Below are 15,085 nucleotides of genomic sequence, written 5' to 3'. Positions count from 1 at the left end.
CCCGTTCGTCTCGCCGCACCGTACCAACGCGGGCAAAGGCGCTTGGACGATATTGACGCCATAAATGGCCAGGTAGTTCCGATGGCAACAATGGGCCGAACCCCTTGCCGCAACCGCCGCCGCCGATAGACCGGCTATCTGTTTGATTGTCGTTACCCGGGCGTCGACTGTCGGGAAAGCACCGGTTCACCTGCGGCTTCGACCATGTGTGGGCTTGACGGAGATGACGACGATGACGATACGGAGACGTGGATGACGCGCAGGCGGTATGCGGTGACGGCGTTGGTGTGTACGGCGGCATTGGCCGCCGCCTGCGGTGGCAGCAAGAACGACGACGCGTCGCTGCCGGTGCTGGAGCCCGCCGCGAAAGGCGCCATCTCCGAGCACGGCGGCGCCACCCGAGCCGGCGATGACCGGGCCGCGCTGATCGCAGACTCCATCAAGAACACCGGCGCCAAAAACGTCATCCTGCTCATCGGCGACGGTATGGGTGACTCCGAGATCACGGTGGCCCGCAACTACGCCCACGGCGCCGGCGGCGCCTTCCCGGGTCTCGACGCCTTCCCGCTGACCGGCCAGTACACCCACTTCTCCGTGGGCAAGGACGGCAAGCCCACCTACGTGACCGATTCGGCCGCCAGCGGATCGGCCTGGGCCACCGGCACCAAGACCTACAACGGCGCCATCTCGGTCGACATCCACGGCAAGGATCAGAAGACGCTGCTGCAGCTCGCCAAGGACGCGGGCAGGGCGACGGGTGACATCTCCACCGCCGAGATCCAGGACGCCACACCGGCGGTGCAATTCGCGCACGTCACCGGACGCAAGTGCTACGGACCGGATGAGACGACCGCGAAATGCCCGACCAATGCCCTGGAGAAGGGCGGCAACGGATCGATCACCGAGCAGCTGCTCAACACCCGCGCGGACGTCGTGATGGGCGGCGGTGCCGAAACCTTCCAGCAGACCGCCAAAGCCGGGGATTACCAAGGCAAGACGCTCGAAGTTCAGGCCAAGGAACGCGGCTTCACCATCGTGCGTAACGCCGACGAACTCGGCAAGGCGGACAAGGCCGACCCGGATGCCCCGTTGCTCGGCCTGTTCGCCGAGGGCAACATGCCGACCCGGTGGAGCGGCCCCGTGGCCGGCAAGGCCGGCTACCTGGAACCGGCCGTCGAGTGCAAGGACAATCCGGACCGCGGCGCATCGGTGCCCACGCTGGCTGCCATGACCGAGAAGTCCATCGACCTTCTCAAGGGCAACGAGAGAGGATTCTTCCTTCAGGTCGAGGGCGCCTCGATCGACAAGCAGGACCATGCCGCCAACCCGTGCGGTCAGATCGGCGAGACGGTCGACCTCGACGAGGCCGCAAAGGTGGCCCTCGACTTCGCGAAGGACAACAAGGACACCCTGGTCATCGTCACCGCCGACCACGCCCACAGCAGCCAGATCGTGGAGTCCATGAGCGCCGACGACGTCCGCGACGCCGCTGCCGAAGCCAAGCTGCCGTTCGAGGTCACCCGCGACGCGATCTACCCAGGTCTGACCCGCGTGCTCCACAGCAAGGATGGCCAGGACCTGACCGTCTCCTACGGCACCTCGGACAACCTCGACGCCATGGACCAGGGCCACACCGGATCCCAGTTGCGCATAGCGGCCTACGGTCCCGGCGCTGCCAACGTCGTCGGCCTGAGCGATCAAACCGACCTGTTCTTCACCATGACGCGAGCGTTGGGTCTGAAGGACAACTGACCTTCTGGAGCGGGGCACCTTTTCACAGCGGATTGCGGGCAAAGGCAAAGCCACGCCATAGCGTGCGATTTGTGATGGTGTCGTGGCCTGAATGTGACTATTGAGTACCAGTGTTGCCCGAGTGACACAAGTGCACTTGTGCACGCCACGTCAGATCGGGGAGAACGCCATGACAGCGCACACCACCTTCGGCCGACTGTTCGGGTATACGGCGCTGAGCATCGCCGGCGCGCTGGCGACCCTGACGGTGAGCAACGGTTTGGCGGCCGCCGCGCCGCGAGCACCGCTGCCTTCCGATGACCAGGCGCCCGCGGTGCCGTTCGACCCCGGTGCGTTGGTCAATGCCATCGACGACTACGCGTCCCTGTTGTCGATACTGACCGGAGGCCGGCACGCTCAGCCGGGTCTCGGTGGGCCGGTCGGCACTGTCCAGCAACCGGTCGGCCGTCGAGCAACCCACCGGGGCCTACCCGATGATCCCTGGGGTGCCGATGCTGCCCGGGGAGCCGTGAACCCAGTGTCTCCACGCATCGTGTATCCGGTACCAAGTCGAGAACGATCAATCAGCGGAACGGAGTGAACCGCCGTGTACATCAGTCGATCAGTTGACACACGCACCGCACGGATCGCCCTTTCGCTGATCCGTTGCCCCATCAAGAGTCGGCGGTATCCGGCCAAGCAGGAACGCTTGGTCACTCCGCAGGAAGCGGCACTGCTCATCCGGTGAATCAGGCGGCCCGGTCCGTGTTCTCGGCAACCCGCTCGGCGTCATAGGTGTTGATGGCGACGCTGTCGAGGATCGCATGCAATTGTTCGGCTTGTGCCTGTGGGGTGAGTTCGGTCGAGCGGTAGATGCGCCCGGCCTGCCGCGCCTGCCGGCGCACATGGCCCGTGCGATCCATCCGTAGGTCCTCGTACCGCCGCAGACGAGCACCGAGCTGATCCGGCTGCGCGCCGCGAAGAAGCACGGCCAACGTCATCGCATCTTCGATCGCCTGATTGGCGCCCTGCCCGAGATGCGGAGTGACCGCGTGGGCGCTGTCGCCCAGCAGGGTGATCCGGTCGGTCGACCACCGGTCCAGGGGCTCACGATCGTAGATGCCCCAGCGGAACGTGGAGTCCATCGCCTCGATGATCGCCGACACCCTCGGATCCCAGCCCTGGTAGGCGGCCGCGAGTTCGGCGACTTCACCAGGGGCGGTCCATGATTCGGCGACCGTGAGATTGGTGGGGACGAATGCCACGATGTTGAGGAGATCACCCGCCGATACCGGGTAGGCCAGGAAGCTCTGGCGGGGGCCCAGCCACATGGAGCTGGCATTCATGTCGACTGTGCCGCGCAGCCGCTCGGCGGGAATCAGCCCGCGGTACGCCATGATTCCCTCGCTGACCGGTTCGGCCGCGCGCGTCACCTTGCCCTGAAGGCGCGAGTGGATACCGTCGGCGCCAACGAGCAGATCCGCGTCGACCGATGAGCCATCGGCGAATTCGACGTGTACCCCGTCGCTGTCTTCGGTGACTCCGACACATGAGCGGCCCAGTTGCAGGGCCTCGGCGGGTAGCGCGTCGGCGAGGGCCCTCTGGAACTCACCGCGGTGCAGGCACCAGGTCCTGGCCGGATCCCCGAAGCCGAGGTTCGACGGCTCACCGGCGATCGGATCGGCCTGCCAGGTGCGGAACTGGTAGTGCGTGACCGGTCCGGCGATCGCGCCCACCGCATCGCCCAGCCCGAGGCGGGACAGGATGCGCGATCCGTTCGTCGCTATCGAGACCCCCGCGCCGAGCGCCTTCAGCTCGTGCGCCTGTTCGTACACGGTCGCGTCGATTCCGTTGGCACGCATGGCAATCGCGGCAGTCAACCCGCCGATGCCGGCGCCCACGACGGCAACTCGAAGCCCGGTCATGAGTTCCTCCTCAATCCGCAATAACTGTACCGATCGATACACCTTTGACTATAAATGTACCGATCGGTACAGTCAAGGTATGGCCAGGACAGCGGATCCCGTCAAACGTGAAGAACTGTTGAACGGTGTCGTCGGCTACCTCGAGCAGCACGGGATCGGTGAGATGTCGCTGGCGCCGATGGCCGAAGCGCTTGGAACGAGCAAGCGCATGTTGCTGTACTACTTCGGCGACCGCGCCGAGTTGCTGGCGCAGGCGCTCGATGCAAGCCGGCCGCAGCTGGGGGAGATGTTCAGCGCCGTCACCAGTGCGGACGAGTTCACGGATGCGGCAAGGTCTTTGTGGCGGGAGCTGACCCGCGGCGGCGAACGGCGCAACGTGCGCCTGCTGTTGCAGGTTCTCAGCCTGGCGGTCACCGACCCTCAAACGTACGGCGAGGCAGCCCGAAGCGCGGTCGAGGTCATGATCGCGCCGATCGCGCAGGCGCTGTCAGCAATCGGTCACCCCGCCGACAGTGCCTGCGCGCGTGCCACATTGGTGGTCTCCGGCCTGCGTGGGCTGTGCCAGGACGGTCTGGTCACCTCCGACCGCGCCCGGGTCGACGCCGCTGCCGACCTCCTGATCGCCGCGGCCGTCAGCAGACCCGTCAACTGAGGATCTATCCGTAGGCGGGATGCGGGTAGGCATCCTGACGACGCTGAAACTGCAGGATGTCGGGGTTCAGCGCGACGCCGTCACGAATCTCGATGGCTCGCGAGATCGTGTTGTCCGCATCCCACGCTGCCGGGCCGTCGAGCACGGTCTCGATGTGCGGCATCAGCGCCTCGCTGATCTCCCAGGTCGCCGAGTTCCACAGGTAGGACGGGCTGTGGTCCACGGCGTAGTAGTAGACGCCGTTGGCCACCATGCAGACCGGGTCGGTGAACGAGCTCGGGCGCGCCCAGCTGAACCCCATTCCGGCATCGCAGGAGACATCGACGAGCAGGCTGCCCGGGTTGAACATGGCCAGATCGTCTTCGGTGACGAAGATGAGGGGAGCGTTGGGATCTTGCAGCACGCAGTTGACGATGATGTCGTTCTCGGCCAGGAAGCGAGCCACCGGCACCACGCCGTCGTCTGGTGTGTCGGCCCACGTCCGCTCGGGAGTTTCCTTGTCGCGTCCCATCTGCACGATCTGCGTCGAGGGGATCGGCGACCCGACGGCTGCCACCTCGCGGTTGGTCAGGACACGGACATCATCGACACCGTGGGCGTTGAGAGCGGTGACCGCGCCGCGAGCCGTCGCACCGAATCCGATGACGGCAGCGCGGAGTCGACGACCGTAGCTGCCGGTGATTCCGGCCAGCTGCATGGCGTGGAGCACCGAGCAGTAGCCGGCGAGCTCGTTGTTCTTATGGAAGACGTGCAGACCGAATCCACCATCGGCCTGCCAGTGGTTCATTGCCTCGAAGGCGATCAGCGTCAGCCGGCGGTCGATGGCGATCTGAGTGAGGGCCGCGTCCTGCACGCAGTGCGGCCATCCCCAGACGACCTGTCCGACCCTGAGCTCCGCCAGATCAGCCGCCTGCACCTTGGGCAGCAGGATGACATCGCAGTTCGCGATGATCTCCTCGCGTGTCCTGATGCCGCCGACCAGTTCGGCCAGTGCGTCATCGGTGGCGCCGAACTCCTCGCCGTAGCCGCGCTCGAGGAAGACCCGCTGCCGCATCGGTGGATCGATCCTGCTGAAGTGGGCTGGGTGAATCGGCAGCCTACGCTCGTTGGGTTTCCGCGAGTGGGCCAGAACGCCTAACGAAAGCTGCTTCACCTCAGCGCTTTTGGTCATGTTGGGACACCTCGATGGGGTGAACCATGGATCTTCGAGGAGATATGTCAGACATCGCTGGGCCCCTTGATTGTGAGGGCCTGAGTGGTCCCGATGCCCTTGACACTACGCGGAGCGGAGGGCCACCAGAACCAAACAGCCTGTCAGCGGCCGGTGCGCTCCATCGCCCGCGCCACCACGCCGCGCGCCGGACGCTGGCGCACCAGCTGCGGCCACCAGAACCAGCGGCCCATCAGTGCCGCGATCGACGGGGTCATGAAGGACCGGATCACCAGGGTGTCGAACAACAGACCAAGCCCGATCGTCGATCCCACCTGGGCGACCACGATCATCTCGCTGACCACCATCGACATCATGGTGAACGCGAACACCAGTCCCGCCGCGGTCACCACCGATCCGCTGCCGCCCATGGCGCGGATGATTCCGGTGTTGATTCCTGCGGGCAGCTCCTCTTTGAGTCGTGCCACCAACAGCAGGTTGTAGTCCGCGCCGACGGCCAACAGCACGATCACCGCCATCGCCATCACCATGAAATGCAGTTCGATGCCCAGCAGGTGCTGCCACACCAGGACCGACAGGCCGAACGATGTCCCCAACGAGACCAACACGGTACCGACGATCACCGCGGCCGCCACCAAACTGCGCGTGATGATCAGCATGATGATGAAAATCAGGCACATGGCCGAGATTCCGGCGATGATCAGGTCGTAGTTGTTGCCCTCCTGCATATCCTTGAAGGCCGACGCCGTACCGCCCATGTAGACCTTGGAACCCTCGAACGGCGTGTTCTTCATGGCTTCCTTGGCGGCCAGCTTGATCCCGTCGATCAGCTTGATGCCTTCGGGCGTCAGCGGGTCACCCTCGTGAGAGATGATGAAACGCACCGCTTTTCCGTCGGGGGAGATGAAGCTCTTCATTCCACGCTTGAAGTCCGCGTTGTTGAAGATCTCCGGCGGCAGATAGAAGGTGTCGTCGTTCTTGGCGTCGTTGAACGCGGTGCCCATGGCGGTCTGGTTGTCCTGCATCGCGGCCATTTGATCCTGCAGACCCTTCTGGGTCTGGTACATCGTCAGCATCATCGTCTTCATCGTCCGCATGGTCTCGATCTGCGGCTGCATCATGGTGGCCATCTGCGGCATCAAGGCGTCGAGGCGGTGCATGTCGGGCATCATCTGCTGGATGCTGTCGGTCATGGTGTCGACACCGTCCAGACCGTCGAACACCGAACGCATCGACCAGCAGACCGGGATGTCGTAGCAGTGCGGTTCCCAGTACAGGTAGTTGCGCAGCGGACGCAGGAAGTCGTCGAAATCGGAGATGTGGTCCCGTAATTCGGCCACGTCGACGACCATCTGGTCCATCTTGCCGACCATGTTGTGCGTGATGGAGCTCATCTCCTCCATCAGCGTGATCATCTGATCCATCGTGTTGATGGTCTTCTGCATCTCGTCGGCCTGCAGCAACATGTCGTCGGCGCGGTCGGTGAGATATTTGCGGTTCATGGTCTGCATGACCCCGCCCATGCTCATCTGCGCGGGAATGGTGCTGAACTCCAGCGGTTCACCCTGCGGGCGGGTGATGGCCTGCACGCTCCCGACTCCGGGCACCTCGAAGATCTTCTTGGCGATCCTGTCGATCACCAGGAAGTCGGCCGAATTGCGGACGTCATGGTCGGTTTCGATGAGCACCAGCTCGGGGTTCATCTTCGCGGCCGAGAAATGCCGGTCGGCCGCGGCGTAGCCCTCCTGCGCCGGCAGATCGGTGGGCAGGTAGTTGCGGTCGTTGTAGTTGGTCCGGTAGCCCGGCAGGGTCAGTAGACCGACCAGCGACAGCAGGATGGTGCCCAGCAGCACCGGGCCCGGCCAGCGGACCACGAAGGCTCCCAGCCGCCGCCAGAAACGGATGCGCATGGCGCGTTTGGGCTCGAGTACCTTGCCGAATCGGCTGGCCACCGTGATCACCGCGGGCCCCAGCGTCAGCGCGGCCAGCACCGTGACGGTCATACCGACGGCCATCGGGATACCCAGGGTCTGGAAATAGGGCAGCCGGGTGAAATGCAGACACAATGTCGCCCCGGCGATCGTCATGCCGGAGCCGAGCACCACATGCGCAGTGCCGTGGAACATCGTGTAATACGCCTGTTCTCGGTCCTCGCCCACACTGCGGGCTTCCTGATATCGCCCGATCAGGAAGATGGCGTAATCGGTGGCCGCGGCGATCGCGAGCGTGACCAGAAGCTGTGTCGCGAAGGTCGAGAGGCCGATCAGGTTGTGATAGCCCAGGAATGCGACGAAGCCGCGGGCCACCGACAGCTCGATCACCACCATCGCCAGCACCAGGAGCACCGTGATGATCGACCGGTACACCAGCAGCAGCATCGTGATGATGACGAGGAACGTGACGCCTTCGATGATCTTGACGCTGCGATCGCCGGAGATCTGCTGATCGGCTGCCAGGGCGGTGGGGCCGGTGACGTACACCTTGAGACCCGGCGGCGGGGACAGCTCGGCGATCAGCTTCTGGACGGCTTCCACCGATTCGTTGGCCAGCAACTCACCCATGTTGCCGGCCAGATATACCTGCACATAGGCGGCTTTACCGTCATTGCTCTGGGCGCCGGCCTCGGTCAGCGGGTCGCCCCAGAAATCCTGCACATGCTCGACGTGTTTCTTGTCGGCCTCGAGCCGGTCGACCATGTCGTTGTAGAACCGATGCGCGTCGTCGCCGAGTTTGTGGTCCCCCTGGGCCTCCAGCACGATCATCGCCGAGCTGTCGGAGTGAAACTCGTCGAACACCTTGCCGACACGCTTCATCGCGATCACCGACGGTGCCTCGTCGGGGCTCATCGACACCGAGCGCATCTGGCCGACCACCTCGAGCGGGGGAACGGTCACGCTCAGAAAAGCGAGGAGGGCGATCCAGCCGACAATCACCGGAATGGCGAGTCGACGGATCCATCGAGCAACCCCGGTGTGGGGGGCTCTGGAATCGGCCATCAGAAACCCTTGGTGGTCGGTAGCGAGAACACGAGGCAGCGGTCGGGCATTGTGCGAAGGCTTACCTTACTACGTCGTGTCGTTCCCACTGTCCTACCAGACGGCGGCGGCAACGGGTGGGCCCGCCGTCGTGAGCAGGCATTACACGCCGACCGGTTCGATGTCGTCGACGCGGCCCAGCCGCCACTGTCCCTCGCCGAGCAGTTCCAGGTGGGTGTTGTGATGACGGTGGACCGTGGAGCGGTGGGTGACGCTGACCAGCACGGTGTCCGGTAGGTCGCGACGGATCAGGCTGTAGATCATGAACTCCAGCGGTTCGTCGAGCGCCGAGGTCGCCTCGTCGAGAAACGCCACCTTGGGTTTGGTCAGCAGCACGCGGGCGAATGCGACGCGTTGCTGTTCGCCGGGGGAGAGCACCTTGGCCCAGTCGGCATCCTCGTCGAGTCGGTCGACGTAGCGCGGCAGTGCGACCGCGAGCAGGGCATCGTGTAGCGCCGTGTCGGGCAACGCCCCGGGCTGCTGCGGATAGGACACCACGGTCCGCAGGTCACCCAACGGCATGTAGGGCACCTGCGACAGATAGAGCGTTTCGTTGTCGCCCTGCGGGCACCGCACGGAGCCTGAGGCGTAGGGCCAGAGTTGGGCGATGCTGCGGAGCAATGTGGTCTTGCCGGTGCCCGACTTGCCGGTGACGATCATCGCCTCGCCGGCGGTCAGGGTCAGGCTGAGAGCGTCGATCAACTGCTCGCCGGCCGGGTTGCGTACTTCGACATCGCCGAGTTCGACCAGGCTGTCGGCGTTGGCGGCCAGATCCGAGACGTCCAACTTGGGCAGCGCTCGGCTCTGCTCGTCGGCGGTGACCAGCCCGTGCAGACGCATGATCGAGGCGCGGTAGCCCGCGAAGGTGTCATAGGAATTGCGGAAGAACGACAACGCATCCTGAATCGCGCCGAATGCGGCCACCGACTGATTGACCGTACCGAGCTGGATCTGGCCGGTGAACAATCTCGGTGCCTGCAACATCCAGGGCAGCGGAATGATGATGTGGTTCATCGACAGATTCCAGCCGGTGAAGGCCATGGTCCGGTTGACGAAGTGCTTGTAGTTCGTGACGACCGCCGCAAAACGTTCCCGCAGCTGCGACCGTTCGACCTTCTCGCCGCGATAGAGCGCGACCGACTCGGCGGCGTCGCGCAGGCGCACCAACGCGTAACGGAATGCGGCATTGAACTTTTCGTTGTTGAACGAGAGCCGGATCAGCGGACGGCCGAGCGCGAACGCGACCACGGTGGCGAACGCGACATAAACGAACACCGACCAGAACATCGCGCGCGGTATCTCGATGCCGAACAGGGTGAGATCACCCGAGAGGTTCCACAGGATCGAGGTGAACGAGATGACCGAGACGATCGACGAGATGGCGCCGAAGGGAAGAGTGCCGTTGCTGGTCTGATGCGGGGTATTGGGCTGCGGGCCCGACAGTGCGGTGAACACGTCGATGTCGGACTGGATGCGCTGATCCGGGTTGTCGATGGTCTGGTCGATGAACCGGGACCGGTAGTAGGCACGACCGTCGAGCCAGTCGCCGGTCAGCCGATCGGTCAGCCAGGCACGCCAGGCCAGCATGAAACGCTGCGTCATGAATAGGTCGACCAGCACGCGGGTGACCAGGATCGCGGCCAGCACCATGAAGGTCGCCAGCGCGATCCAGAAACCCCTGATCCCTGAAGTTCTCACCTCGTCGTTGCCGGTGGCCAAGCCCTCGACGGCGACCTGGGCGGAGGTGAACAGGTCGTTGCCCTGGTAGCTGAACAACACCGACAGTCGCACATTGATGATCACCGACAACAAGATCGCCGCCAGCGTCAGCCATGGCCTGAGGCTGTGGCTCCCGGTGAAGTAGGCGCCGGTGACGGCCCAGAACTGTCGGCCCCAGCTGGTGAAACGGGCGATGAGGATCAGGACGGCCAGGGTGCAGACCGCGGTGATGGTCCAGGCCTGGACCAGCCACCACAGGGAGTGCAGCAGCTCGTTGCTCCAGTCGATCGAAGGCGTGAACGGCTTCAGATCAGTCACCGGGGCCCTCCTGATGTGCCGACTGGAGTACCAGACGTGTCTGCGTGGAAGCTACCGCAGCGGGTCAGGGCCCGAGTCCATCCACGCCGCACCCGCTTACGTAGTTGGGCGGTGGATTGCTGCTCAATAGTGACCGCAATCCGCCGCATTGACGGCTACGCGGCGCGGTCGAGCAGTTCGAACCCGCACGCTGGCCCGCACGGGCGGCCCACTACGGCGATCCCGTGCCGTTGCAGCACCGCAGCGATCTTGCCGGCGGTCTGACATGGCCGGTCGAAAACCTACGCGTAGGACAGCCTGACGGTGGACCGGCCGTCTACTGCGGCGTCGAGATCCCGCTCGAAATCCTGGTTCCGCGCGGCCACCGAGTCGTGATAGACGCGTCCGTCGAGCTCAACGACGAGCCGCTCGTCGTACTCTGAATCGCGATAGCAGACACCCACCGATGAGGCGGACCGCTTCTGTCGCGTGGCCCGCGGTAAACCATGCGCTCGCTCGACACGAACGAGATAGCCGTGCTCAAGCACCGAGCAGGTGCCGTCGGCGATATCGAGCAGTACTGCCCGCAGCCATCGGCGACGCCGGAGCCGCCCCCGAGAATCGAGCACTTGCAGCAGCCGCCGTGCGGTCGTTCGTCGCGATTGGCACGCATTGGCCAGGACCGCAATGGCATCGAGTTCGGAGCCGGCCCGGCAGGAGACGTCGAGTGTGGCTTCCTCGTAGCGCATCCTGGGTGGGCCGACGTTCCACAGCACACGCTCTCGGAGGTGTGCGACGCGGTGAATGCGGACGCCGGCCGGCTCAGCCAATGTCGACCGTTGTCGCTCGATGGCGACATGGATGAGAGGCGTTTCAGTGCCCAAGGCCGATTCGAGGCACAGTGCCGCCGGGGCCGCGTAAAGCACTGCACCCCAGGTACGTTGCAGCCAGGTCAGCGGTCCGGTGTGATCGACGTACACGCCGGCGTGGACCCGCGCCCACTCGTTGCGCCTGAGCAACCGCCGGATCTCATGCTCGGGCAATCCCGCATCCAGCGCCTGCCGACGCGATATCACCCCGTCGTGCTGCCGAAGCACATCCTCGACTCCCACCGCTTCGATCCTTGTCGAGCGGCGCGACGGCCACCAGAGCACTTCGGTGATCTGTGGATAACCGCTTACGCGGCGGATCGCTGCCACATAGTGACTGCAAACCGCCGCGTTGAGCCGGACTACTCGAGTAGCGTCGCATGGGTCCGCCCTCGGACCGTTAGGAAATCTGTTGGTGCTCTATGTGTTTCGCTGCGAGTCCGGCTGTTCGTCCACCGAACAGCGATTTTCGATGAATGCTCGGCCCGACGTGATCGAGTGCCCGAGTTGCGGCGCGTCCGCCCGCCGAATGATCTCTTCGCCGAACCTCGGCCGTGGCGGCTCGACCGCCATGGCGCTGCAGGACGCGACGCGCGCGTCGGCCGACCGTCCCGCAATGGTGGCCGGACCGCGGTCGGGCGGCCGGCGGCAGAAAGTCACCACCAATCCGCTTCACCAAAAATTGCCCCGTCCCTGAAGGAGGATCAATGCCCGAGCTTGTCTTCCCGCTCGACTCGACCAAGAAGTTCACCGATCAGGAGAAGCTGGGCCACAACCGGTGGCATCCGGACATCCCGGCCGCGGTGACGGTCAAGCAGGGGGATTCGTTCCGGGTGCACTGTCGCGAATGGTTCGACGGCGCGATCGTCAACGACGATTCGGCCGACGACATCCTCAACGCACCGTTGACGACAGTGCACGTGCTCTCCGGCCCGATCGCCGTCGAGGGCGCCAAGCCCGGCGATCTTCTGATCGTCGACATCCTCGACGTAGGCCCCATCCCGCAGGAGGATTCCGGGCCGCTGGCCGGCCAGGGTTGGGGCTACACGGGCATCTTTCCCAAGCTCAACGGCGGCGGGTTCCTGACCGATCAATTCCCCGACGCCTACAAGGCGATCTGGGACTTCTCGGGTCAGAAGGCCACCTCACGCCATGTCCCGCACGTGGAGTTCACCGGCATCGTGCACCCGGGATTGATGGGCACCGCGCCCTCGACCGGACTGCTGGCGAAGTGGAACACCCGCGAGGCCGCGCTGATCGCCACCGACCCCGACCGGGTACCGCCGCTGGCCCTGCCGCCCGAACCGCGCGACGCCATCCTCGGCGGGCTGACCGGGGAGGCTTTCACCAAGGCCGCCGGCGAGGCGGCCCGCACCGCGCCGCCGCGGGAGAACGGTGGCAACCAGGACATCAAGAACCTCACCAAAGGCAGCCGGGTGTTCTATCCGGTGTACGTCGACGGGGCGAACCTCTCGGTCGGCGACCTACACTTCTCGCAGGGCGACGGCGAGATCACGTTCTGCGGTGCCATCGAGATGGGCGGCTTCATCGACTTACGCGTCGATGTCATCCCCGGCGGCATGGAGACCTACGGCGTGAGTGAGAACGCCATATTCATGCCCGGCAACACCGATCCGCAGTACTCCGAGTGGCTCGCCTTCTCCGGCACCTCGGTGACCCTGGACGGTGAGCAGCGCTACCTGGACTCACACCTGTCCTACCAGCGCGCGTGCCTGCACGCGATCGACTACCTGACGAAATTCGGCTACAGCCCCGAGCAGGCCTACCTGCTGTTGGGTGCCGCGCCCATCGAGGGACGCCTGTCCGGTGTGGTCGACATTCCGAATGCCTGTGCGACGGTGTACATCCCGACTGCGATCTTCGATTTCCCGATCGCGCCGTCGGCCTCGGGGCCGACGAAGATCGACCCTGGTATGGGGGCCCCGCACTCGTCGTTCGGCTGACGGCACACGTATATCCTCGTCACCGGACCCCGATGCGCCGCGCCGGTGCCGGCACGGTCGGCGGACCGTTGACAGTCGGGGAGGGCTGAAAGGAACGTGCAATGACGCCGCCTCCCGGTGCCTCGCGCCTCGGCACCCGGTTCGGGCCGTATGAGCTGAAATCGCTGATCGGTGTCGGTGGAATGGGTGAGGTGTACCGCGCCTACGACACGGTCAAAGAGCGGATGGTGGCGGTCAAACTGCTGCGCACCGAGATCGCCGCCGACGCGAGCTTTCAGGCGCGGTTCCGGCGTGAATCCCGGGTGGCGGCGCGGCTGCAGGAACCCCACGTCATCCCGGTGCACGATTTCGGCGAGATCGACGGCGTTCTGTACATCGACATGCGTCTGGTCGACGGCGCCAGCGTCAAGGAACTGCTGCGGACCCACGGACCGCTCACTCCGGGACGCGCCACCGCGATCGTCACCCAGGTGGCCGCGGCGCTCGACGCCGCGCACGCCGACGGCCTGGTACACCGCGACATCAAGCCGGAGAACGTACTGCTCACCCCGGACGACTTCGCCTACCTGGTGGATTTCGGTATCGCCCACGTCGGGGGTGAGGCCAGCGTCACGATGACGGGCGTGCTGATCGGATCGAGCGCCTACATGGCGCCCGAGCGGTTCTCCGGTGGCCCGGTCGGACCGGCCGCCGACGTCTATGCGTTGACCTGCCTGCTCTACGAGATGATGATCGGCCGGCCACCGTTCGAGACCGGTGATCTGCGCCAGCTGATGAGTGCGCACATGTTCTCCCCGGCGCCGCGGCCCAGCATCATGCGTCGCGGCATACCGCGCGCATTCGACGAGGTCGTCGCCAAGGGCATGGCCAAGGACGCCGTCGATCGCTATACCAGTGCCGGCGAGCTGGCCAAGGCAGCCCGCGCCGCGGCCGGCGCCGCGACCTCCGCTGCGGCACCAGCACCAGCACCAGCACCAACACCTGCATCTGCACCTGAGCCGACAGCGGCATCACCTGTTATGCCGCCCGAAACGGCGCCCGCACCGGCCCCGACGCCACCGCCGCGACCGGCACCGCCGCATACGCCGGGCACCCGCGAGTTCTCCTCGATCTACCCGAACCCGGATCACACCGGGTTCACCCCGTATCCGCCGGCACCGCCCCCACCTCAGTTGCCGCAGGCGCCGGCGCGCAAACCGCGGTTGAGCCGGACCCAGCTCATCCTGATCATGGTGTCGGTGGGGTTCTTCGGGATCGCTGCCGTGCTGGCCGCGGTCCTGGCCAGTGGCGGCGACGGCGCCTCCACACGTGAGACGCCGGCCGTGCCGTCCCAGCCGAGCTCGGCTTCCGAGGCGCCGACGAGCACCACGAAGGCCGGTTCGGCGACGGCCGACGTGAGCGGCACCGACGAGCAGGGCTTCATCGACCACACCGCGCGCTGCCTCGAGGGAACCACCCCCGCCGCCGTCATCCGGACCGCGTCCTCGCTGGCGGTGATCTGCCAGAGCGGGCCCGATTCCTTCTCTTACCGCGGCGAGCGCCTCAGCGACGGTGCCAATCTCCAGATTCCCACCGCCGAGCGTTCCGGCAATGGCTTCGTGGCGACCAATCCCGCCGACGGTGCACGCTATGAGGTCGGCCCCGACGGTCTCACCATCAGCAGCTACGGCCATGTCGATTCGTCGGAACCGCCCCTGGAGTACGGCCAGCGCTGACGCCCTC

General features: G+C 65.3%; 11 protein-coding genes. 6 read left to right on the top strand and 5 right to left on the bottom strand.

The window, feature by feature from the left end:
* The first annotated feature begins 252 nt into the window (after positions 1 to 252).
* Together phoA and ACZYZF_RS14250 are read left to right on the top strand one after the other, a co-directional pair.
* Complete coding sequence (gene phoA, locus ACZYZF_RS14255; RefSeq protein ID WP_463836034.1) at positions 253 to 1,752, top strand: alkaline phosphatase; 1,500 nt, start codon at positions 253 to 255, stop codon at positions 1,750 to 1,752.
* Positions 1,753 to 1,873: 121 nt separating this feature from the next.
* Positions 1,874 to 2,332, top strand: a complete 459-nt coding sequence (locus tag ACZYZF_RS14250) for a hypothetical protein (RefSeq protein ID WP_463836032.1) — start codon at positions 1,874 to 1,876, stop codon at positions 2,330 to 2,332.
* 148 nt (positions 2,333 to 2,480) lie between these two features.
* On the opposite strand, the gene ACZYZF_RS14245 is transcribed toward ACZYZF_RS14250, so the two are convergent.
* Positions 2,481 to 3,656: an FAD-dependent monooxygenase gene (locus ACZYZF_RS14245; protein WP_463836031.1), complete on the bottom strand. Its 1,176-nt coding sequence runs from the start codon at positions 3,654 to 3,656 to the stop codon at positions 2,481 to 2,483.
* Positions 3,657 to 3,735: 79 nt separating this feature from the next.
* Between ACZYZF_RS14245 and ACZYZF_RS14240 the strand changes: the two genes are divergently transcribed.
* Entirely contained in the window at positions 3,736 to 4,308 is a 573-nt protein-coding gene (locus ACZYZF_RS14240) for a TetR/AcrR family transcriptional regulator (protein ID WP_463836029.1), read from the top strand.
* 4 nt (positions 4,309 to 4,312) lie between these two features.
* On the opposite strand, the gene ACZYZF_RS14235 is transcribed toward ACZYZF_RS14240, so the two are convergent.
* The 4 genes from ACZYZF_RS14235 to ACZYZF_RS14220 form a co-directional block, all read right to left on the bottom strand.
* Positions 4,313 to 5,479, bottom strand: coding sequence for a N(5)-(carboxyethyl)ornithine synthase (locus ACZYZF_RS14235; RefSeq protein WP_463836027.1), 1,167 nt, complete (start codon positions 5,477 to 5,479; stop codon positions 4,313 to 4,315).
* Positions 5,480 to 5,622: 143 nt separating this feature from the next.
* The gene (locus ACZYZF_RS14230) at positions 5,623 to 8,475 is read right to left on the bottom strand and encodes an MMPL/RND family transporter (RefSeq protein WP_463746606.1); all 2,853 of its coding nucleotides are present in this window, start codon (positions 8,473 to 8,475) and stop codon (positions 5,623 to 5,625) included.
* 141 nt (positions 8,476 to 8,616) lie between these two features.
* Complete coding sequence (locus tag ACZYZF_RS14225; RefSeq protein WP_463836026.1) at positions 8,617 to 10,551, bottom strand: ABC transporter ATP-binding protein/permease; 1,935 nt, start codon at positions 10,549 to 10,551, stop codon at positions 8,617 to 8,619.
* A gap of 281 nt (positions 10,552 to 10,832) precedes the next feature.
* Complete coding sequence (locus ACZYZF_RS14220; protein WP_463836024.1) at positions 10,833 to 11,642, bottom strand: type IV toxin-antitoxin system AbiEi family antitoxin domain-containing protein; 810 nt, start codon at positions 11,640 to 11,642, stop codon at positions 10,833 to 10,835.
* A gap of 172 nt (positions 11,643 to 11,814) precedes the next feature.
* Here ACZYZF_RS14220 and ACZYZF_RS14215 point away from each other — a divergent pair, with 172 nt between their 5' ends.
* The 3 genes from ACZYZF_RS14215 (at position 11,815) to ACZYZF_RS14205 (ending at position 15,078) form a co-directional block, all read left to right on the top strand.
* On the top strand, positions 11,815 to 12,096 hold the full coding sequence (locus ACZYZF_RS14215; RefSeq protein ID WP_463836173.1) for an FmdB family zinc ribbon protein: 282 nt from the start codon (positions 11,815 to 11,817) through the stop codon (positions 12,094 to 12,096).
* 10 nt (positions 12,097 to 12,106) lie between these two features.
* Positions 12,107 to 13,363: a formamidase gene (fmdA, locus tag ACZYZF_RS14210; protein ID WP_463746609.1), complete on the top strand. Its 1,257-nt coding sequence runs from the start codon at positions 12,107 to 12,109 to the stop codon at positions 13,361 to 13,363.
* A 101-nt stretch (positions 13,364 to 13,464) separates the two neighbouring features.
* Entirely contained in the window at positions 13,465 to 15,078 is a 1,614-nt protein-coding gene (locus tag ACZYZF_RS14205) for a serine/threonine-protein kinase (RefSeq protein WP_463836022.1), read from the top strand.
* Positions 15,079 to 15,085 lie beyond the last annotated feature (7 nt).

This window comes from Mycobacterium sp. IDUB_24 (assembly GCF_055419385.1).
Note: the sequence above shows the minus strand (reverse complement) of the source record. Positions and strands in the feature narration are given on the sequence as shown.

Coding starts and splice junctions, on each gene's coding strand:
- phoA (WP_463836034.1), top strand. CDS start 253: ATGACGCGCAGGCGGTATGCGGTGACGGCGTTGGTGTGTACGGCGGCA.
- ACZYZF_RS14245 (WP_463836031.1), bottom strand. CDS start 3,656: ATGACCGGGCTTCGAGTTGCCGTCGTGGGCGCCGGCATCGGCGGGTTG.
- ACZYZF_RS14240 (WP_463836029.1), top strand. CDS start 3,736: ATGGCCAGGACAGCGGATCCCGTCAAACGTGAAGAACTGTTGAACGGT.
- ACZYZF_RS14235 (WP_463836027.1), bottom strand. CDS start 5,479: ATGACCAAAAGCGCTGAGGTGAAGCAGCTTTCGTTAGGCGTTCTGGCC.
- ACZYZF_RS14230 (WP_463746606.1), bottom strand. CDS start 8,475: ATGGCCGATTCCAGAGCCCCCCACACCGGGGTTGCTCGATGGATCCGT.
- fmdA (WP_463746609.1), top strand. CDS start 12,107: ATGCCCGAGCTTGTCTTCCCGCTCGACTCGACCAAGAAGTTCACCGAT.
- ACZYZF_RS14205 (WP_463836022.1), top strand. CDS start 13,465: ATGACGCCGCCTCCCGGTGCCTCGCGCCTCGGCACCCGGTTCGGGCCG.